General features: G+C 73.7%; 16 protein-coding genes and 1 pseudogene. 9 read left to right on the top strand and 8 right to left on the bottom strand.

Annotation, left to right across the window (positions count from 1 at the left end; translation table 11 throughout):
- Positions 1 to 6: 6 nt before the first annotated feature.
- Together fxsT and AB0K28_RS22700 are read right to left on the bottom strand one after the other, a co-directional pair.
- On the bottom strand, positions 7 to 3,024 hold the full coding sequence (gene fxsT / locus AB0K28_RS22705; protein ID WP_364373184.1) for an FxSxx-COOH system tetratricopeptide repeat protein: 3,018 nt from the start codon (positions 3,022 to 3,024) through the stop codon (positions 7 to 9).
- Complete coding sequence (locus AB0K28_RS22700; RefSeq protein ID WP_364373181.1) at positions 3,021 to 3,479, bottom strand: hypothetical protein; 459 nt, start codon at positions 3,477 to 3,479, stop codon at positions 3,021 to 3,023. The genes fxsT and AB0K28_RS22700 overlap by 4 nt, the downstream gene beginning before the upstream one ends.
- 101 nt (positions 3,480 to 3,580) lie before the next feature.
- Between AB0K28_RS22700 and AB0K28_RS22695 the strand changes: the two genes are divergently transcribed.
- Positions 3,581 to 3,733 carry a class I SAM-dependent methyltransferase gene (locus AB0K28_RS22695; protein ID WP_364373178.1) on the top strand — a complete coding sequence of 51 codons (153 nt, stop codon included), beginning with the start codon at positions 3,581 to 3,583 and terminating at the stop codon, positions 3,731 to 3,733.
- A 53-nt stretch (positions 3,734 to 3,786) separates the two neighbouring features.
- Here the strand turns inward: AB0K28_RS22695 and AB0K28_RS22690 are convergent, their stop codons facing one another.
- Genes AB0K28_RS22690 through AB0K28_RS22675 form a run of 4 tightly spaced genes read right to left on the bottom strand, consistent with a single transcriptional unit; the run spans position 3,787 to position 7,603 of the window.
- Positions 3,787 to 4,809: an LLM class flavin-dependent oxidoreductase gene (locus tag AB0K28_RS22690; RefSeq protein WP_364373175.1), complete on the bottom strand. Its 1,023-nt coding sequence runs from the start codon at positions 4,807 to 4,809 to the stop codon at positions 3,787 to 3,789.
- Between the two features lie 27 nt (positions 4,810 to 4,836).
- Complete coding sequence (locus AB0K28_RS22685; RefSeq protein ID WP_364373172.1) at positions 4,837 to 6,216, bottom strand: rhodanese-like domain-containing protein; 1,380 nt, start codon at positions 6,214 to 6,216, stop codon at positions 4,837 to 4,839.
- A gap of 8 nt (positions 6,217 to 6,224) precedes the next feature.
- Positions 6,225 to 6,716, bottom strand: a complete 492-nt coding sequence (locus AB0K28_RS22680; protein ID WP_364373169.1) for a cupin domain-containing protein — start codon at positions 6,714 to 6,716, stop codon at positions 6,225 to 6,227.
- Positions 6,716 to 7,603, bottom strand: a complete 888-nt coding sequence (locus AB0K28_RS22675; RefSeq protein ID WP_364373166.1) for a LysR family transcriptional regulator — start codon at positions 7,601 to 7,603, stop codon at positions 6,716 to 6,718. Before AB0K28_RS22675 ends, AB0K28_RS22680 begins: the two co-directional genes overlap by 1 nt.
- Positions 7,604 to 7,829: 226 nt before the next feature.
- Between AB0K28_RS22675 and AB0K28_RS22670 the strand changes: the two genes are divergently transcribed.
- From AB0K28_RS22670 to AB0K28_RS22635, 8 genes and pseudogenes are all read left to right on the top strand, one after another.
- Complete coding sequence (locus AB0K28_RS22670) at positions 7,830 to 8,936, top strand: LLM class flavin-dependent oxidoreductase (RefSeq protein ID WP_364373163.1); 1,107 nt, start codon at positions 7,830 to 7,832, stop codon at positions 8,934 to 8,936.
- 11 nt (positions 8,937 to 8,947) lie between these two features.
- Positions 8,948 to 10,480: an ABC transporter substrate-binding protein gene (locus AB0K28_RS22665; protein WP_364373160.1), complete on the top strand. Its 1,533-nt coding sequence runs from the start codon at positions 8,948 to 8,950 to the stop codon at positions 10,478 to 10,480.
- Positions 10,477 to 11,478, top strand: coding sequence for an ABC transporter permease (locus AB0K28_RS22660; RefSeq protein ID WP_364373157.1), 1,002 nt, complete (start codon positions 10,477 to 10,479; stop codon positions 11,476 to 11,478). The genes AB0K28_RS22665 and AB0K28_RS22660 overlap by 4 nt, the downstream gene beginning before the upstream one ends.
- Positions 11,475 to 12,338, top strand: a complete 864-nt coding sequence (locus tag AB0K28_RS22655; protein ID WP_364373154.1) for an ABC transporter permease — start codon at positions 11,475 to 11,477, stop codon at positions 12,336 to 12,338. The genes AB0K28_RS22660 and AB0K28_RS22655 overlap by 4 nt, the downstream gene beginning before the upstream one ends.
- A complete protein-coding gene (locus tag AB0K28_RS22650; RefSeq protein ID WP_364373151.1) occupies positions 12,322 to 13,191 on the top strand; it encodes an ABC transporter ATP-binding protein in 870 nt (289 codons plus the stop codon). The genes AB0K28_RS22655 and AB0K28_RS22650 overlap by 17 nt, the downstream gene beginning before the upstream one ends.
- Positions 13,188 to 14,036, top strand: coding sequence for an ATP-binding cassette domain-containing protein (locus AB0K28_RS22645; protein WP_364373148.1), 849 nt, complete (start codon positions 13,188 to 13,190; stop codon positions 14,034 to 14,036). Before AB0K28_RS22650 ends, AB0K28_RS22645 begins: the two co-directional genes overlap by 4 nt.
- A gap of 17 nt (positions 14,037 to 14,053) precedes the next feature.
- Entirely contained in the window at positions 14,054 to 14,830 is a 777-nt protein-coding gene (locus tag AB0K28_RS22640) for an alpha/beta hydrolase (protein ID WP_364373145.1), read from the top strand.
- Between the two features lie 44 nt (positions 14,831 to 14,874).
- A pseudogene (locus tag AB0K28_RS22635) lies at positions 14,875 to 16,344 on the top strand (BTAD domain-containing putative transcriptional regulator); the annotation flags it as partial.
- A 1,686-nt stretch (positions 16,345 to 18,030) separates the two neighbouring features.
- Here the strand turns inward: AB0K28_RS22635 and AB0K28_RS22630 are convergent.
- Positions 18,031 to 18,867 carry an ABC transporter permease gene (locus AB0K28_RS22630; RefSeq protein WP_345407491.1) on the bottom strand — a complete coding sequence of 279 codons (837 nt, stop codon included), beginning with the start codon at positions 18,865 to 18,867 and terminating at the stop codon, positions 18,031 to 18,033.
- Positions 18,864 to 19,841: an ATP-binding cassette domain-containing protein gene (locus AB0K28_RS22625; RefSeq protein ID WP_364373314.1), complete on the bottom strand. Its 978-nt coding sequence runs from the start codon at positions 19,839 to 19,841 to the stop codon at positions 18,864 to 18,866. Before AB0K28_RS22625 ends, AB0K28_RS22630 begins: the two co-directional genes overlap by 4 nt.
- Positions 19,842 to 19,908: the final 67 nt, after the last annotated feature.

Raw genomic sequence — 19,908 nt, 5'->3', positions numbered from 1 at the left:
AGCGGCTTATGGCCGGCCTCGCAGGACCGCTCGCAGGTTGGCCCGCACCAGCGTCGTCGTGGGGTGGCCGGAGCCCAGCACCCGCTCGCACTCGGCCAGCGCCCGTTTCAGCAGGGGAGTGGCGCGGCGCACGTCACCGGCCGCGTGATAGGCGGCGGCCAGGTTGTTGCGGCACATCAGCGTGTCGGGGTGGTCGAGGCCCAGGACCCGCTCCGAGCCCGCGTACGTCTCCTCGTACAGCTGGACCGCGCGCTTGTGGTTGCCGGCCGACTCGTAGGCGTAGGCGAGGTTGTTGCGTGAGGCGAGGGTGTCGGGATGGTCGGGGCCCAGGATCCGCTCGCGGTCCACCAGGATCTCCACCAGCAGGCGGAGTGCGCGGCGCGAGTCGCCTGCGGCGTCGTAGGCGATGGCGAGGTTGTTGCGGGAGTTCAGCGTGGCGGGATGGGTGGGGCCGAGGACGCGTTCGCGGTCCTTCAGCGTGCGCTGGAACAGGGGGATGGCGCGGTCGAGGTCTCCCGCGGCCTGGTAGGCGTGGGCGAGGTTGTTGCGGGAGATCAGGGTGTCGGGGTGGTCGGGGCCGAGGAGGCGTTCGCGGTCTTCGAGGTTCTGCTCGTGCAGGCGTCGCGCTTCGGCGAGGTCTCCCGCCGACTGGTACGCGTGGGCGAGGTTGTTGCGGGAGATGAGCGTGTCGGGGTGGTCGGGGCCGAGGAGGCGTTCGCGGTCCTTCAGGTTCCTCTCGTACAGCCGCAGGGCCTGCCGGACGTCGCCCGCGGCCTCGTAGGCGTGGGCCAGGTTGTTGCGGGAGGTGAGCGTGTCACGGTGGTCCGGGCCCAGGACCCGTTCGCGGTCCTCCAGCGCCTGCCCGAACAGGGCGATGGCGCGGCCGAGGTCGCCCGCCGACTCGTAGGTGACGGCGAGGTTGCTGCGTGAGGTCAGGGTGTCGGGGTGGTCGGGGCCGAGCACGCGCTCGCGGTCCGCCAGCGTGCGCTCGTCCAGCTCCGCGGCGCGGCGCAGGTCGCCGGCCTCCCGGTAGGCGTGGGCCAGGTTGTTGCGGGAGGTGAGCGTGTCGGGGTGGTCAGGGCCCAGGACGCGCTCGCGGTCGTCCAGCGTCTGCCGGAACAGGCGGGTGGCGAGGCTCAGGTCTCCCGCGGTCTGGTAGGCGAGGGCGAGGTTGCTGCGGGTGGTCAGCGTGTCCGGGTCGTGCGCACCCAGCACGCGCTGCGAGCTCTCCAGCGTCTGCTCGTAGATCGGGATGGCGCGGCGCAGGTCGCCCGCCGCCTCGTAGGCGGCGGCCAGGTTGTTGCGGGTGGTCAAGGTCTGCGGGGCGTCGGCGCCCAGCAGCCGTTCCGTGCGCTCCAGCGTCTCCTCGTAGATCGGGACGGCGTGCTCCAGGTCGCCCATCGCGCGGTAGGCGCTCGCGAGGCCGTCACTGGACGACAGCGTGGCCGGATCGTCCTCGCCCAGCAGCCGCTCGCACGTGGCGCGGGCCCTGCTGTGCAGCTCGATCGCGCTCTCCAGCGAGCCCTGGCCGTTGAGGAAGACGCCGGTCCTGTCGAGCAGGCCCGCGGTCGTGAGCGTGTCGGTGCCGGGGGCGGCGTGCTCGGTCAAGGCGATGACGTGCGGCAGCAGCGCCCGCCACAGCGGCCAGCCCGCCGGGTCACGCGGCGAAGGGGCGGCCGCGGTGTCGAGCAGGACGGTCGCCAGGGCGCGGGCGGCGTCGACGGCGGCGGCCGGGCGGTGCGGGTCGGCGTCGTCAGGGGTGCGGGTCACGGCCTGGACCAGCCGGTGCACGGTGACCGTCTCGCGGTCCAGGGTGACCATGTTGTAGGCGGCCAGCTCACCGAGCGCGTGCCGCACCTCGGCCTGGCCCGCGTCCATGCCGTCCAGCAGCGTGCGGGGGACGGGCTGCGCGCCGTACCAGGCCAGGACGCGCAGCACGTCCACCGCGTACGGGGTGCCGGCCAGGCGGTCGAGGGTGAGCCGCCACACCCGCGCGATCGTCCGCTCGGCGTCGCCGCCACGGGCGACCTGGTCGTACATGACGGCCGGCTGCCGCCGCAGCGACTCCAGATACTCGCGCGGAGCGATCCTCGTCTGATGCAGATAAGCCCCGGCCTGCTCGATGGCCAACGGCAGGTATCCCAGCTCCCGCACCAACTCAGCAGCCCCATCGAGACCCCCGCTCTCCCCGGGCACGGCCGCGGCGGCTCTGCCGGGGTCACCGGCGTCCGCAGGCTGCGCGGCGCCGTCCAGGTTTCCGCCGTCCACGAGCTCCGGGGCGGCGAGGCGGGTGAGGAGTTCGATCGCTTCCCGTTCGCTCAGGACGTCCAGGCGCAGGACCTGGGCGTCCAGGCGGTGCCAGCCCTCGCCCAGGCGGCTGGTCACCAGCACCTGTCCGGTCAGGACCCGCTGCAGCAGCGGCTGCACGTCGGCGACCTCGTTGACGTTGTCGAGCACCAGCAGCCAGCCCTGGTGGGCGGCCAGCCAGGCCGTGGCCCGCTCGGCCAGCGCCTCCAACGGCAGGGCCGTGGTCAGCTCCGGCTGCAGCGCGACCGCCAGCCTGGCCAGCCCGGTCCTGACCGCCTGGCCGGACTCGGCGGTGATCCACCACACCGGGTTCGGCCGCCCGGCGTCCTGCCTTCTGGCCTGGGCCAGCGCGTAGTGAGCGGCCAGCGTGGACTTGCCGACGCCGCCCAGGCCGTGCACCGCGGAGACCACCACCTCGTTCCCGCCCCGCAGCGCGGCCGCCAGCCGCGCCAGCTCGTCCCCGCGCCCCACGAACGTCCGGGTGTGCCGGGGCAGATTCACCAGCCCAGGCGGCGCGACGACCTCGGTGACGGGCCGCAGCACGATCTCCGGCAGCACGGTCTCGTTGACGACCTGGTCACGCCCGGCCTGGTAGATCCGCGCATTCCCAGAGGCCGCCGCCTCCATCCGCACCTCCACCACCCCGGAGCCCGTCGTAGTGGGTCCCTCCGGCTGAGGTGGGGTCGTCGGCGGGTCGTCCGATGGTGGGGTGGTCATCGTTCGTTGATGGTCTGGTCGCGGGCGCTCTGGTAGACGCGGCCGGAGCCCGAAGCCTCGGCCCGCAACTGCACGTTCGTGGCACGGTCGCCGGTGGAGGCGATGCCGGTGTTCTCGCCGATCGCGACGGAACGCTCGCCGGCGGCGACGGCGCCCGCGCCGAACTCGGCGACCAGCTCCCGCAGCTCGGCTTCGGCGTCGGGATCGTCCTCCAGCAGGTCGCTCAGCCGCGACCGCCACGCCGCCTCCTGCTCGGCGCGGGCCCGCTCCAGCTCGGACCCGCTCCGGCCGACGAGCTCCTGCCGCGAGCGCTCCAGCCGTCGCACCACGACCTCCTCCCGCTCAGGGTCGCCCCGCCCGATCAACCGGGCGAACCGCTGCTTCACGGACGTCCACGCATCGGTGGTCATCTCCGACACCAACGTCGTGGCCCCCGCCGCGACCAACGCCGCCAACGCCTCACTCCACATCGTGCCCCTCCTGCCCGCCGAGACAAGTTCTCCCGTTCTGTTCGACCGCGAAACGATCGAGGAAGTTCCGCGAGTACAGTCCGGGCATGGGTTTCGATCACAACGAGCACTATCACGAGCTGCTCATTCGGGGAATCCCAGAAGGTGCGAAGCAGGCCCTGGACGTCGGCTGCGGCACCGGCGCGTTCGCCCGTCGCCTGGCCGGGCGCGGCCTGGTCACGTCCCGTTCGCGACGGTGACCCGCCTGCGCCGCGCGCTCGTACCGGGAGGCCAGGCTCGCGATCCTCGGCCTCTACCGGGAGGCCGGGTGCCAGCCCAGTTCGGGCCCCAGTTTGGTGGCGATGTCGGTGAGGATCTGGACGTAGTCCTCGTGTTCGAAGGTGAACGGCAGCGCGAACGCCACCTCGTCGATCTCCTGGAAGGCGGCGTGCGCGTACAGCCGTTCGGCGATCTCGGCGGCGGTGCCGACCAGGTCGGGGGCGAACAGCATGCGGGCCGGCCCCCGGGGCGTGGCGGTGCGGGGCAGGCGCTTGGCGGCGTACTCGGCGTATCTGGCCCGCTGCTGCGGACTGGCCGAGTCCGTGGGGATGACGACGAGGCCCTGGGAGACGCGGGCCTGGTCGCCGAGGGGGTGCCGGGCGCGGAACTCCCGTACGTGCGAGAGCTGGATCTGCGCGAAGTCCTCCGACTCCTCGGCCTTGACGACGCTGCTGGTCAGGAAGTTCATGCCGTGCTCGCCCGCCCACCGGGCCGAGCGCAGGCTGGCTCCGCCGTACCACATGCGGCTGCCCAGGCCCGGCGAGTGCGGCTGCACCCGGTCGGAGAACACCTCGAAGCCCTCGGTGCCGCTGAAGGAGGTGGCCGCCTCGCCGCGGACGAAGCCGAGCAGCCGCCGTACCCGCTCGTAGCTGAAGTCCTCCAGGTCGGCGGTGCCGGGGTGGAGCGCGTCCTTGACCCGGTCGTAGTGCATGGGCGGGCCGACGCTGACGCCTGGGTTGAGCCGGCCGCCGGACAGGATGTCGACGGTGGCGAGGTCCTCGGCCAGCCGCAGCGGGTTCTCCCAGCCGAGCGGGATGACCGCGGTGCCCAGCTCGATGCGGGTGGTGCGCTGGGTGGCGGCGGCGAGGACGGCGACGGGGGAGGAGATGCCGTATTGGAGGTGGCGGTGGCGTACCCATGCGCTGTCGAAGCCGAGCTGTTCGCCCAGCTCGATGATCCGCAGGGTCGACTCGTGTCCTGGGCGGGGGTCGTCCCCGTCGAACAGGCCGATGGTCAGGAAACCCAGCTTGCGCAGGGGTCGCGTGGGCAGCGGCACGGCGCTTCCTCTCTCCCGCAGTATTGCCTAGCCAAATGGTAGGTTATAGCGGGACAAAGCCGGCACGTGACCGAGGACCTGGAAGTGGTGGGTGCCGTCGCGTTCGAGCTGCTCGACCAGGCCGAACTCCCACTCCAGGTACGCCTCCATGGCCTCCCGTGGGTTGTCCGTGCCCTCGTACGGGCGCCGGTACCGGTCGGCCGGCGGGACCGCGTACCGGGCCTCGGCCGTTTCCAGGGGGAAGCGCCAGGCCGCGGTGCCGCCTTCCAGGGCGAAGGCCGGGGCGCGGTGGCGCAGGTCGGCGGTGGCGAAGCGGGCCAGGAGGCCGGTCGGTGAGGTGAGGACGTACCGGCGTGCGGCGCCGATCGTGGCGAGCGCGGCGGGCAGCAGGGCGCGGGCGGCGTACCAGGCGCCGGGTATGTGGCCGGCGGCGTAGTCGCGGCTGGGGCCGACGTCGATGACCGTGGCCGAGCCGTCGGCCAGCCAGGCGCGCAGGGTCGCCGCGTCGACAGTGTCCACCGGCGGCGGTGCGGGGTGGAGCGAGGGTTCGGCGCCCGGCCGGGTGAGGAGCTCGGCGGGGCTGACGGCGTAGACCTCCCAGCCCATCTGCGCCAGCCACGAGCCGGTCATCGCCGCGCGTACCCCGTCGTCGTCCACGACCACGATGCGGGCGCCGCGCACCGGCGCGTGGTGGTCGGTCTCCTGGACGAGCTGCCCACCGGGCGCGTGCCGGGCGCCGTCGAGGTGCCCGCGCGCGTACTCGGCGGCCGTGCGGACGTCGAAGATGTACGTGGTGCGATCAGGCCGGCGCAGATCGGGCAGGTCGCGCGCGCGGACGAAGGTGACCCCGGCCCGCTCGGCGACGGCGCGCGCCCCGGACGCGGCGAGCGCGTGGTGGGGCGGCGTCACACTGAGCGGCGCCGTACGGGTCGCGCCGCGGTCGAGTCGCTGCCCGGCGAGGGTCCAGCCGATGGTGCCGTCGCGCAGCGCGGCCACGGGGTTGGGCAGCCCGGCGTCGATGAGCGCCTTGACGTCCTGCGCGGTCAGGGACGGCGTGCCCGCGACCGACGCGACCAGCTCGCCGAACGCCTTGCTCGGCGCGTTCACGTCCTGGAAGATCTCGCCGCCTGAGGCGGTCCAGGCGTCGAGCCCGCCCGCCAGCTCGTGCACCCGGGTGTAGCCGAGCCCGCGCAGGACGCCGATCGCCCGCGCGACCCCGTCGCCGTAGACGGCGATGGGGGTGTCGCGGCGGGGGATGCGCCGCCAGGCGTCCAGCTCCAGGCGGGAGAGGGGGAAGCTGGCGGCCCACAGCGGGTGGCCGGTGGCGAAGGCGGCCTCCTCGCGTACGTCGGCGATGACCACCTCGCTGCGGCGCAGCAGCAGCGCCCGCACCTCCTCCGCGGTCATCGAGGGGTTCAGCGGATCTCCACTTCCGACCAGTCGAGCCCGTCGAGGTTCACCACGATCGCCTCCTGCGTGGTGCGCGCGATGACGACGACGGCCTCGGCGCCGGGGTCGGGGTTCTCCTCGCGGTGCGGCACGAACGGCGGTACGAAGACGTAGTCGCCCGGGCTGGTCTCGATGCGGTGCTCCACCGGCTCGTCGCCCTCCACGTCGAGGAAGACGAACGCGGGATGCCCTGACACGACGTAGATGGCGGTCTCGGACGCCTCGTGGTGGTGGTTGCCCGACGCGGTGGACGCGGCGACGTGCGTCTCACCCATCCAGAGGCCGGACGAGCCGACGGTCTTGCCGCTGACGGCCTCGAGCCGGGTCATCCCGGACGTCTGCCCGGTGCGGCCGAGCAGCCCGCTCGGGGCGACGTGGTGCAGGGTCCGGTGGAACGGGTCGATGCCGGCGGGCACGAGGACCCCGCTGGGCGTACGGATGAGGGGCTGGCCGGGCATCAGGCTCCTTTGGCGAGGGGCGGCACTTCGGTCAGGACGGGGGTCGTCAGGAGGCGGCGCAGCGTGTCCGCGACGCGTTCGGACACCGCAAGCGCGACGTCCTTGCGCGTCCACAACGCCAGCGGCAGCGGCTTGGGCCGGGGCAGGTCGTCGCGGGGCACGAGGCCGTCGGGCGTCTGCCCGAGCGTCGCGAGCAGCGCCACCCCGGCGCCGGCACTGACGGCGGCCTGCACGCCGGCGAGCTGGTTGGCCTCCGCGGCGACGGCGACGGGGATCGCGTGGTGCCCCAGCGTCGTCAGCGCGCGGTCGCGCAGCGCGCACGGGTGGTCGAAGGCGACGACGGGCAGCGGCTCGCCGCGCCTGGGCGGCTGCCATGCGGGGGCGGCGTACCAGGTCAGGGCGAGGTCGCCGACCGGGGTGGCGTGCGGGTCGTCGGCGGGGCCGATGAGCAGGGCCAGGTCGATGCGTCCCGCCACGAAGCTCTCGCGCAGCTTGGTCCCGCGGTCGATGCGGAACTTGACGCCGTGGCGGGGTTCGGCCTGGTCGAGCGCGGTCGCGAGGTGCGGCAGCAGCTGGGCGGCGGCGTGCTCGGTCGAGCCGATGACGATGGGGCCGCGGGTCTCGCCGGCGAAGCTGCGCAGCCCTTCGTCGTGCAGCGCGAGGATGCCGCGCGCCAGGCCGAGCAGCTTCTCGCCGTCGGCGGTGAACCGCGAGCCGCGGCCGCGCCGCTCGACCAGCGGGCGGCCGACGGCCGACTCGAGGCGGCGGACGTGCTGGCTCACCGCGCCCTGGCTGAGGTGCAGGGCGTCGGCGGCGCGCTGGAAGCCACCGGCGTCGGCGACGGCGACGAAGCTGCGCAACGGAGCGATGTCCAGCGTACGGTTCATGCGAGCAGCATACCTATTATCCCTACCTGATGTAAGGGTATTTATCACGTGACGTGATGAACAGCGATCACAAAGCGTCGTTGGACACCCCGGAGCGCCAGGCCGCAGGCTGGGACACGACGTCGCCGGCGAGGTGAGCCCCCCACCGTCGCGCAGCGCCCCCTCGCCCCTCCAGGCGTGCCCTCGCACGCCCATATGCACCCGAACACGTTGAAAGGCAGGCATCTTGTCGATCCAGATCCTGGGGATGGTCTCGACCACCTACGGCTCGGAAAGCGCCGGTTGGCGGGGTCCGGTCGTCGACCCCGGCTACCTCGCCGACTTCGCCCGCGCGCACGAGCAGGCCGGGTTCGACCGCGTGCTCATCGCCCACAGCGCCGGCTCGCCCGAGGGCTTCGCCGCCGCCGCCCACGTGCTCTACAACACCCAGCGCCTCGGCGTGCTCATCGCCCAGCGGCCCGGCTTCATCCAGCCCACCCTGACCGCGCGCAAGCTCGCGACCCTCGACAACCTCACCGGCACGGGCCGTGTCGCGATCCACCACATCACCGGTGGCAGCGACACCGACCAGCGGCGCGACGGCGACTTCGCGGGCAAGGAGGCGCGCTACCGGCGTACGGCCGAGTTCATCGAGGTCCTGCGGCGCACGCTCACCTCGGCCGAGCCGTTCGACCACGAGGGCGAGTTCTACCGCTTCGAGGGCGCGTTCAGCTCGGTCAAGCCGCACGGCGAGGTGCCGATCTTCTTCGGCGGCCAGTCCGAGGACGCCATCCGCGTGGGCGGCCGCTGGGCCGACGTCTACGCCCTGTGGGGCGAGCCCCTGGCGCAGACCCGCGAGCGCATCGACCTCATCCGCGGCGAGGCCGCACGGCACGGCCGCGAGATCGGCTTCTCCCTGTCCGTACGCCCGATCGTCGCCGGCACCGAGGACGCCGCCTGGGAGAAGGCCGGCGCGATCCGCCGCGCGTTCGAAGGCAATCTGGCCGGCGGGATCAACGGCGGCACCTGGCGCATCGGGCGCGGCGAGAACACCGCGGTCGGCGCCAAGCGGCTCAAGGACGAGGCCGACGAGAAACTCGTGCACGACGAGCGCCTGTGGTTCGGCGTCACCCAGCTCACCGACGGCGGCGGCAACTCCACCGCCCTGGTCGGCACGCCGCAGCAGGTCGCCGACGCCCTGCTGAAGTACTACGACCTCGGCGTCCGCACGTTCCTGATCCGCGGCTTCGACCCGCTGCAGGACGTGCGCGACTGGGGCGAGGAGCTGGTGCCGCTGCTGCGGGCCGGCGCCGAGGCCCGCGAGCAGGCGCTCACCCCCGCAGGGCGAGGGTGAGCGGCGTGCGCATGCCCGTCACAGCCGTCGGCAGGGCTGTCGGCAGGGCTGTCTGCAGGGCCGTCGGTCTCGTCGCGGTGGTGGCGCTGCCGCTCACCGGCTGCGCCTCCCAGGCGTCCGTACGCCAGGCCGCCGGCAGCACCCTGACCTGGGGATGGTCACTGCCGTCCACCTGGGACCCGGTCACCTCGGCCGTCGGCAACGACGTCCACGCCCTGACCCTCGTCTACGAGGGCGTCACCGAGGTGGACGAGAAGGGCGAGGCACGGCCGGGGCTCGCCGAGTCGTGGACGTACGCGAAGGACGGCCGCTCGGTCACTTTCCACCTGCGCCCTGGACTGACCTTCTCCGACGGCACCAAGCTCGACGCCGCCGCCGTCAAGGCGAGCCTGGAACGCGGCAAGACCGCCAAGGACTCGACGATCGCGCCGCAGCTGGTCACCGTCGAGCGCATCACCGCCGACAGCGACACCGACGTGACCCTGCACCTCACCCAGGTGGACTACCAGATCCCGCTGCTGCTGTCGGGCAAGACCGGCCAGATCGTCAGCCCCGCCGCCGCGAAGGACGCCGCCGAGCTGGCCACCCAGCCGGTCGGCGCGGGCCCGTTCATGCTCAAGACCTACGTGCCCGGCTCGCAGGCGACGCTCGTGAAGAACCCCGCCTTCTGGAACGCCGGCCAGATCCACATCGAGAACCTCGTCCTCAAACCGGCCCCCGACCCGTCCGTCGCCGTCGCGGGCCTGCAATCGGGGCAGTACGACATAGCGGATATCACCGCCTCCCAGGTCGCCGGCGTCAAGGCCGCGGGCTTCCCGGTCGAGACGACCGACGTGCTGCCCGTCCGCGTCCTCGACGTGAACAACACCGTCAAACCGTTCGACAACCCCAAGGTCGTCGAGGCGATCAGCACCGCGATCGACCGGCAGGCGCTGGTGAAGACGGCCAACTTCGGGTACGGCACGCCGGCCTGGCAGCCGTTCCCCCGGGGCTACGTCGCCTACAACGCCGACCTGGACAACCTGTACCCGCACGACGTGGCCATGGCCAAGCGGCTGCTGGCCGAGGCCGGCTACCCGGACGGCGTGGACGTCCAGCTCGCGCTGAGCAAGGCCGACGACCCCGTGGGCGAGCTGATCCAGCAGCAGCTCAACGCCGCCGGCATCCGTACGACGCTCACCGTGCAGACGCCCGGCGTCAACAACTACATCACCCGCAGATACCCGTTCGTGCTCGACCAGTTCAACGCCCGCCAGTCGCCCGTGCAGGCGCTGCAGGTGCTGTTCGGGCCCGAGGGCCTGATGAACCTCGGCAAGACCACCCCCGAGGAGCTGCCCGCCGCCGTCGCCGAGGCCGGCGGGTACGCGCTGACCGACCCCGCCTACCCGGCGGCCATCCAGAAGGCCACGAAGATCGCGGTGACCGGCATGCCGAACGTTTTCCTGTTCACGGTCACGCGCTTCGCCGCGCACAGCCCCAAGGTGCAGGGCCTGCGCAACTGGGTGGACATCCAGCGCTTCGAAGGCGTCCGGGTCGTCACGTGACCACCATCGACCTGCGCGACCGCGCCCTCTCGCCGGCCGCCCTCGCCAGGCCCTTCGCCGCCCTGGGCAGGGCGCTGCTCATCGCGGTGCCCGTCCTGCTCGTGTCGACGTTCATCACGTTCCTGCTCGGCGGGCTCACCGAGCAGGACCCCGCCTCGGTCGTGCTCGGCGACTCCGCCACCCCCGCCGACGTGGCGCGGATGCGCGAGGTCTTCGGGCTCGACCGGCCACTCCTGGCGCGCTACGCCCTGTGGCTGTGGGACGCCCTGCACGGAGACCTCGGCGCCTCCTGGTTCACCAGGATCCCGGTCGCGCAGAGCATCGCCGAGCGGCTGCCGGTCAGCCTGTCCGTGGCCGCCGGGGCGCTGCTCATCGCCGCCGTGCTCGGCGGCGTGTCCGGGGTGCTCGCCGCCGTCCGGCAGGGCGGCCTGCTCGACCGCACGGTCACCGTCGTCACCTCCGTGCTCGCGACCGTGCCCGGGTTCGTCGCCGCGGTCGCGCTCATCACGGTGTTCGCGCTGCTCGTGCCGGTGCTGCCGGCCGGCGGCTGGGCGCCGCCGTCCGCCGGCCTGGCCACCTGGGCGACCTTCCTGGTGCTGCCCTGCGTGGCGCTCAGCCTGGACGCCGCCGCCGACGTCGCCCGCCAGCTGCGCACCGGCATGGCCGACACCCTGCACGAGAACTACGTCGTCGGCGCGCGGGTGCGCGGCCTGCCCGGCTGGCGGGTCGTCCTCGTCCACGCGCTGCGCAACGGCGCCGGGCCCGCGGTCGCCGTGCTCGGCATGCACGTGCCGAGGCTCATCGGCGGAGCCGTCATCGTCGAGACCGTGTTCGCGCTGCCCGGCGTCGGCGAGCTCACCAAGACCGCCGCGCTCGGCGGGGACGTGCCCGTCGTCCAGGGCGCCCTGCTCGTGACGATCGCGGTCGTGCTGGTCTCGTCGGCGCTCGTCAACGTCCTGCTGGTCAAGCTGCGACCGGCCGCCCGGAGGGAGATATGAGGACCATCACCGACGCCCTGCGCACCCGCCCGGGCAAGGTCGCGGCGGCCGTGCTCGCCGTGGTGCTCGTCCTCGCCGTGACCGGGCCCTTCCTCGCGCCGTACGACGCGCTGAGGAACAGCGCCGACATCCTGCGGCCGCCCGGCGCGGCGCACTGGTTCGGCACCGACTACCTGGGCCGCGACGTGCTGAGCCGGGTACTGGCCGGCGCGCCCGCGTCGGTGTTCACCGCCTTCGAGGCCGTCGCCATCGGGCTGGTCATCGGCGTCGTGCCCGGCATCACCTCCGTCTACCTCGGCCGCGCCTACGAGTGGATCACCCTGCGGATCATGGACGGGCTCATCGCCCTGCCCTTCCTGATCTTCGCGATCGCGGTCGCCGCGCTGCTCGGCAACGCCGTCCACCAGGCGATGGTCGCGGTCGGCATCCTGCTCGCGCCGTCGTTCTACCGCATCACCAGGGCCGCCGCGCTCAGCCACGCGGGCGCCCAGTACGTCACCGCCGCACAGCTCTTCGGCGCCTCCACCTGGCGGGTGCTGCGTACGCACGTGTGGTCGAAGATCGTGCCGACGCTCGTCGTCACCACCGCGAACGCCACCGCAGGCGCCCTGCTCATCGTCTCGTCGCTGACCTTCCTCGGCGTCGGCGTCGCCCCGCCGGAGCCCACCTGGGGCGGCATCGTCGCCAGCGACCTCGGCTATCTGGCGCAGCGGCCGTACGGGCCCGTGTTCCCCTCGCTGTTCATCATGGCCACGGTCGGCGCGCTCAACCTGCTCGCCGACGCGATCAGGGACACCAGCGGCGATCGCGGCAGGGCCAGGACACTCATGAGAGGAGCCCGCCGTGTCCGCCTCACCTGACTGTGCGACGGCCGTCCGCCCCGCCGCGCCGGCAGGTCCTGAGCACGAGCCGCTGCTGTCGGTACGCGGGCTGCGCGTCAGCGTCGCCGACGGCTCCGAGGTCGTGCACGGCGTGGACCTCGACGTGCCGCGCGGCTCGGCCGCCGGGCTGGTCGGCGAGTCCGGCAGCGGCAAGACCCTGACCTGCCGCGCCGTCCTCGGCCTGCTGCCCGCCGGCGTGAAGGTCACCGGCGGCGCGATCAGCCTCGCGGGCACCGAGCTGACCGCGCTGCGCGACGCCGAGCGGGCCCGCCTGCGCGGCACCCACGTCGCCGCCGTCTTCCAGGACCCCGCCTCCTACCTCAACCCGTCGATCACCGTCGGCAGGCAGCTCGCCGAGGTGCTGCGCGTCAAGGCCGGGCTCGGCCGCGGGGCGGCGCGCGAGCGGGCCGTCGAGCTGCTGGCGGCCATGGGGCTGCGCCGCCCGGGACACGTCGCCACGCAGTACCCGTTCGAGCTGTCGGGCGGGATGCTGCAGCGCGTGCTGATCGCCATGTCGATCACCGCGGACCCCGAGCTGCTGATCGCCGACGAGGCCACCACCGCGCTCGACGTGACCGTGCAGGCCGAGGTGCTGGAGCTGCTGTCCGAGCTGCGCCGCGACCGGGGGCTCACGCTCGTCGTCGTCTCGCACGACCTGGCGGTCATCGCGCGGACGTGCGAGACGGTCCACGTGTTCCGCGACGGCGCCGTGGTCGAGTCGGGGCCCACCCGGCGGGTGCTGCGGTCGCCGCGCCACCCGTACACGCGGAAGCTGATCGACGACCACGAGCGCTTCGGCATCGACCGGGTGCGGGAGAGGAGCCCCCGATGAGCGCGCTGCTCGACGTCTCCGGCCTGCGCGTGGCGCTCGGCCGGGGGCGCGGACGCACGGAGATCCTGCACGGCGTCGACCTCACCGTGGCGCCCGGCGAGATCGTCGGGCTGATCGGCGAGACCGGCTCGGGCAAGACCACGCTCGCCCGCGCCGTGCTCGGCCTGGTGCCGCCGAGCGCCGGCACCGTCGCGGTCGGCGGGCGCGAGGTCGGCGGGCTGCGCGGCGCCGCGCAGCGCGCCTTCCGGCGTGGCGGCGCCGTCCAGCACGTCTTCCAGGACCCGCTGCGCAGCCTCGACCCCGACCGCACCGTCTTCGACACCCTCGTCGAGGGCCTCGCCGTCCGCGGTCGGAGCCGTGCCGAGCTGCGGGAGGCCGCCGAGGACGTCGCGCGGCTCGTCTCCCTGCCGGCGGACCTGCTGCCCAGGCATCCCGGCGAGCTGTCGGGCGGCCAGCGGCAGCGGGTCGCCATCGGGCGGGCGATCGCCGTCGGCCCCCGGCTGCTGATCTGCGACGAGCCGGTCAGCGCGCTCGACGCCTCGACCCGCATCACGATCCTCGAACTCCTGCTGCGCCTGCGCGAGACCCGCGACCTCGGCGTCCTGCTCATCACGCACGACCTCGGCTCGCTCGGCGGCGTCGCGGACCGCGTCGTCGTGCTCTACCACGGGCGGGTGGTGGAGCACGGCACCACCGAGGAGATCTTCCTCGCGCCGCGCCACCCCTACACCCGGCTGCTGGTGACGTCCGTGCCGTCCATCAGGGACGAGCGGCCCCCCGACCCCGCCGCCCGCCGGGCCCTGCGCGAGCAGGTACGCGCCCTGGCCTCCGCCGACCTCTCATGACCACCTGGAGCTCGCACATGACGCACACCGGCGACCACCACGCCCCCGAAGGGCTGCGGACCCGAGGCACGGTCATCGTCGTGCCCGGCCGCGGCGAGACCCGCGCCACCTACGCCCGCCTGGGCGCCCGCCTCACCTACGACGCCTACCGCGTCCGCGTCGTGGACCCGCCGCCCACGACCTCCGTCCTGACCGTCCTGGCCGCCCTGACCGCCCTGGCCGCGCAGCTGACCGAGGCAGTCGAGGGCATCACGGCCGAGCGGCAGGACGGCCTGCCGCGCCCGCTGGTGCTGGTGGGCGCCGACCTGGGCGCCGCCGCCCTGTCCGCCCTGCTCGCCACCGCCCCTCCGCACGACGTCTGGTGGCCGGACGGTGTCGTCCTCGCCGGCCTCCCCGCCACCGATGCGCGGGAGGACGCCTCGTGGGAGGACGAGCTGGACGTCCGCACGTCCTGCCCCACCCATCGCGGCGTCCTGACCGGCGACGAGCGGGTACGGCGCGGGGCGCTGGCCACCGCCCTGCCGCAGGACCTGCTCGACGCGGCGTACGCGAACAGCACCGGCATCCCCCACCTGCTGCTGACCGGCGACGCCGACCCGCTGGCGGACCTCGCCGCGATCACCGGAGCGGCCAAGACCCTCCCGAAGGCCCGCCTGGCCGTCGTCCGCGGCGCCCACCACGACGTGCTCAACGACCTCCAGCACCGCTCGGTCGCCGCCGAGATCGTCACCTTCCTGGAGGCGCTGCGCGAGAACCTCGTCCCCGCCGTCACCGTGGAGACGACCACCTGGTGATCATCGATCAGCGGGGCGGGCGCCGCTCGTCCTAAGCTGTCGGTATGTCCCCCGCTCTGGTTCTGCTGGACGGCCTGCGCTGGCAGGGTGCCCGCGTGTCCGGCGATCGCGCCCACACGCTGCTGGCCCTGCTCGCCCTGCGCGGCCGCGCGGGGGTCGGCGACGAGCGGCTGGTGGCGGAGCTGTGGCCGGAGGAGCCGCCGGCCAACCCGACGAAGGCGCTGCAGGTCGTCGTCTCCCGCACCAGGGCGGCGACCAGCGCGGCCGTCGTGGAGCGCACACCGCGCGGCTACCGGCTCGGGCTGCCCGCGCAAGACGTGGACGTCCTGCTGCTCGAAGCGCTGGCCGAGCACGCCCGCGACGCGCTGGCGGGCGGTGACACGGCGCTCGCCGTCCGGCACGCGGAAGAGGCGCTGGCCATGACGTCCGCGCTCGACGGCGCCGACCGGGTGGCGGGCGCGCTGTCCGAGCTGCGCGACCTCGCCGCCGCCTGCGCCGCCGAGGCCCGCCGGGTGGCGGCGATCGCCCACTCGCGGGCGGGCGCGCACGACCAGGCCCTGCCGCTGCTGGAGCAGGCCGCCGCCGGCCGCCCCCAGGACGAGGAACTGCTGGCCTGCCTGCTGCGCAGCGAGTCCGCCGTCCGCGGCGCGCCCGCCGCGCTCGAGCGCTACGAGCGCCACCGCGCCGAGCTGGCCGCCCGCCTCGGCACCGGGCCGGGCCCCGAGCTGGCCCGCGTGCACGCCGAGCTGCTCGCCGCCGACCGCCCGGTGCGCCAGGGCATCCTGTACGACGGCTCCACCCTGCTCGGCCGCGACGACGACATCCGCGCGCTGCACGCCCTGCTGCACGCCCACCGGGTGGTCTCCATCGTCGGCCCCGGCGGGCTGGGCAAGACCCGGCTGGCCCACGCCGTCGGCAGGCACGCCGCGCAGCCCGTCGCCCACTTCGTCGAGCTGGTCGGCGTCTCCTCACCCGAGGGCGTGGTGGGGGAGGTCGGCTCGGCGCTCGGGGTGCGCGACTCGATCAGCGGCCGCCGCATCCTGACCGCCGAGCAGCGCTCCGACGTACGCGCCAGGATCGCCCAGCAGCTCTCCCAGACGCCCGCGCTGCTGATCATCGACAACTGCGAGCACCTGATCGAGGCCGTCGCCGACCTGGTGGCGTTCCTCACCGTGACGACCCGCGACCTGCGGGTGCTGATCACCTCCCGCGCCCCGCTGTCCATCCCCGCCGAGCGCGTCTACCTGCTGGGCGAGCTGCCGAGGCAGGACGCGGTCGAGCTGTTCCGCCAGCGCGCCACGGCCGCCCGCCCCGGCGTCCTGCTCGACGACGCGACGGTCGAGCAGGTGGTCGCCCGCCTCGACGGGCTGCCGCTGGCGATCGAGCTGGCCGCCGCCAAGGTACGGGTGATGGCGGTGGCGGAGATCGAGCGGCGGCTGGCCGACCGGTTCGCGCTGCTGCGCGGCGGCAACAGGACCGCCCCCGACCGCCACCGCACGCTGCTCGCCGTCATCGACTGGTCCTGGAACCTGCTGGATGAGCCCGAGCGGCGGGCGCTGCGCTGGATGTCGCTGTTCGGCGACGGCTTCACCCTCGCCGCGACCGAGGCCGTCCTCGGTCCCGACGCCCTGCACGCCGTGGACGCCCTGGCCGAGCAGTCGATGCTGAGCGTCCGCGAGACCGCCCACGGCCTGCGCTACCGCATGCTGGAGACGGTCAGGGAGTTCGGCAGGATGAAGCTGAAGGAGGCCGGTGAGGAGGAGCCCGCCCGGCGGGCGCAGCTCGCGTGGGCGGCGGCCTACTCGCTCGGCCACGCCACCCGGCTGTTCGGCCCCGAGGAGTTCGCGGCGGCCGACGCGCTGCGCGCCGAGGAGGGCAACCTCGCCGACCTGCTCAGGCAGGCGCTCGCCGAGCCCGACCCGGCCACGACCGTGCGGCTGCTGGCCGGCCTCGGCGCGATGTGGTCCGTACGCGGCGACCACGAGCGCATCCTCGTGCACGGCGACGCCATCAGCGAGGCGCTCAGCGGCTGGACCCCGCCGCCCGACCTGGTCGAGGTCACCAGGGCGGCGACGCTGGTCACGCTCTCCAACATCATGGTCGTCGCCGAGCACCGCGGCTACGGGCTGCTCGACCTGCTGCGCCGGCTGCCCGCCGGCGCCGAGACCGACCCCCGCATGGCGGCGCTGACCGTGGTGACGCTCGCCGGCGAGGGGCTCGGCACCCCCGCCATCCTGGAGCGGCTGGCCGAGCTGTCCACGAGCGACGACGAGCACGTCGCGTTCGCGGCCATGCGCCAGCGCGCCCACCTGCTGGAGAACGCGGGCGACGTGGCGGGCGCGGTCGAGGCCGCCGAGCAGACCGTGGCGCTGCTCAAGCAGGACGACGGCCAATGGCTCGGCGCGATCATGCACGCCATGCAGGCCCACCTGCTCCTGCAGCTCGGCGACCGCCGCAGGGCCGTCGAGCACGCCAGGATCGCCCTGCCCGTGCTGCACCGCATCGGCGCCTCCGACGACGAGGCGCAGCTGCGGGCGGTGCTGGTGTCGGCCGCCATCGCCGACGGCGACCTCGAGCGCGCGGAGGCCGAGCTGGCCGTCATCGAGCGCATCAACGACAACGAGCCGGTCATGGGCGGGGTGGCGACGCTCGCGCTGTGCTCGGCCGAGATCGCGCTGGCCAGGGGCGAGACCGACAGCGCGCTCGCCGCGTTCAGACTGGGCGTGCAGCGGGCGCGCGAGCTGCGGGTGCCCGGCATGGCGGACATGGAGGCGGCCCCGTGGACGGTCGTCGCAGAGTCGATCGCGCTGACCGCGCACGCGTACCACGCCCGAGGCGACGCCGTCCGCTACGGTGAGCGGCTGTTCGCCGACATCGCCCGCCACGACCTGCTCTCGCCGCACAACCCCCACCTCGACTACCCGATGTGCGGGTCGATGCTCTTCGGGCTGGGCGCCTGGGGGCTGCTGCGCGGCGCCATGCCCGCAGAGCGCGCGATCAGGCTGCTGGTGCTGGCCGAGCGGTTCTCGTACAACATCCTGCTGCCGAGCATGGCGATCGAGCGCATCGAGCCGCACGCCGAGCGGGCCGCGCCCGGCCTGCTCGCGGCCGTCCGCGCCGAGTACGGCGACCGGCGCGGTGCCGGCCTGCTCGGGGAGGCGCAGCGGTTCGTCGAGCAGGCCGGAGAGCTGACGGGCGGGTCACAGGTGCCGTTTGTAGCTGCGGACCGACAGCGGCGCGAAGATCGCGATGACGGCCAGGCCGGCGACGATCGTCCAGGCCACCTCGCCGGAGACGGTGGCGTGGTTGGCCAGGTCGCGGGCCGCCGTGACCAGGTGTGAGACCGGGTTGATCCGGACGAACGCGGCCAGCCACCCGGGCAGGCTCTCCACCGGCACGAACGCGTTCGACAGGAACGTCAGCGGAAACAGGATCATCATGGAGAAGCCCTGCACGGCCTGGGCGCTCCTGGCGATCGTGCCGATCCAGGTGAAGATCCACGCCAGCGACCAGCCGGTGAAGATGGCCAGCAGGATCGCGGCCAGCACGCCGCCCGCCCCGCCGCCCGGCCGGTAGCCCATCACCAGGCCCATGGAGAAGGTCAGCGTGGCCGCGATCGTGTAGCGCGACAGGTCGGCCACCATGGGGCCGGCGAGCGGCGCGATCCGGGCGATGGGCAACGACTTGAACCGGTCGAAGACGCCCTTCTCCATGTCCTCGCGCAGCTGCGTACCGGTGGCCATGCAGGTCGTCAGCACGGTCTGGGCGAGGATGCCGGGGATCATCAGCGGCAGGTAGCTCTCGACGTCGCCGGCGATGGCGCCGCCGAAGACGTAGGCGAACATCGCGGTGAACAGGATGGGCTGCATCGCCACGTCGAAGAACTGCTCGGGGTTGCGGCGCATCTTCTTCAGCGCCCGCCACGCCATCGCCATGGTCTGGCTGACGGTGTCCGCCACGGAGACGCGCCGGCGGGCGGCGGCCACCCGGGCGGCGGCGTCGACCGTCTCGCGGGTGGGTGCGATCGTGGTGGTCATCGGTCCTCCTCGTTGTCGTCGCCGTCCGTCTCGTGGCCGGTGAGGGCGAGGAACACCTCGTCCAGGCTGGGCTTGGCGACGCTGACCGACGCGATCGGCACTCCGGCCGTGCGCAGCGCGATCAGCACCTCCCCGGCCAGGTCCGCCTGGTCGAGCGCGACGTTCAGCCGGCCCCGCTCCGGGCTCAGCACCGGGTCGGAGCCGAGCACGCGCCGCACCACCCCCACGGCGGCGGGCACGTCGGCCGGGTCGGCGAGCAGCAGCTGCAGCGTCGAGTCGCCGACCGTGGTCTTCAGCTCGTCGGGGGTGCCCTCGGCGACCTTGCGGCCGTGGTCGATGACCGCGACGCGGTCGGACAGCTGGTCGGCCTCGTCCAGATACTGGGTGGTCAGCAGCACCGTGCAGCCGTCGGCGACCAGGCTGCGGATCGTCTCCCACATTTGGCCGCGGGTACGCGGGTCGAGGCCGGTGGTCGGCTCGTCCAGGAAGATCAGCGGCGGCCTGGTGATGAGGCTGGCCGCCAGGTCGAGGCGGCGCCGCATGCCGCCGGAGAACTGCGCGATCGGCTTGTCGGCGGCGTCCAGCAGCCCGAAGCGGTCCAGCAGGTCGTCGCCGACGCTGCGGGCGCGGGCGCCGGGCAGGCCCTGGAGGCGGCCGAAGAGCCAGAGGTTCTCGCGGGCGGTCAGATGCTCGTCGACGGAGGCGTACTGGCCGGTGACGCCGACGAGCTGGCGGATGACGTGCGGGTCGCGGGCCACGTCGACCCCGAAGATCTCGGCCCGGCCCCCGTCGATCGCCAGCAACGTGGCCAGCATCCGCAACATGGTGGTCTTACCGGCGCCGTTCGGGCCGAGGATGCCGAAGATCTCGCCGGTCCGCACGTCGAGGTCGACGCCGTCGACCGCGCGGTGCGTCCCGAACGTCTTGGCCAGCCCCTCGGCACGGACGGCCACGCCGGGTGGAATGTCGGTCATGCTCATGACCGCACTCTCGGCGGCCCGGGTTTCACCGCGCCCTCGACCGGGTTTCACGAGCCCGCGC

This window comes from Nonomuraea sp. NPDC049504, assembly GCF_040676845.1.
Lineage (GTDB): Bacteria > Actinomycetota > Actinomycetes > Streptosporangiales > Streptosporangiaceae > Nonomuraea > Nonomuraea salmonea.
Note: the sequence above shows the minus strand (reverse complement) of the source record. Positions and strands in the feature narration are given on the sequence as shown.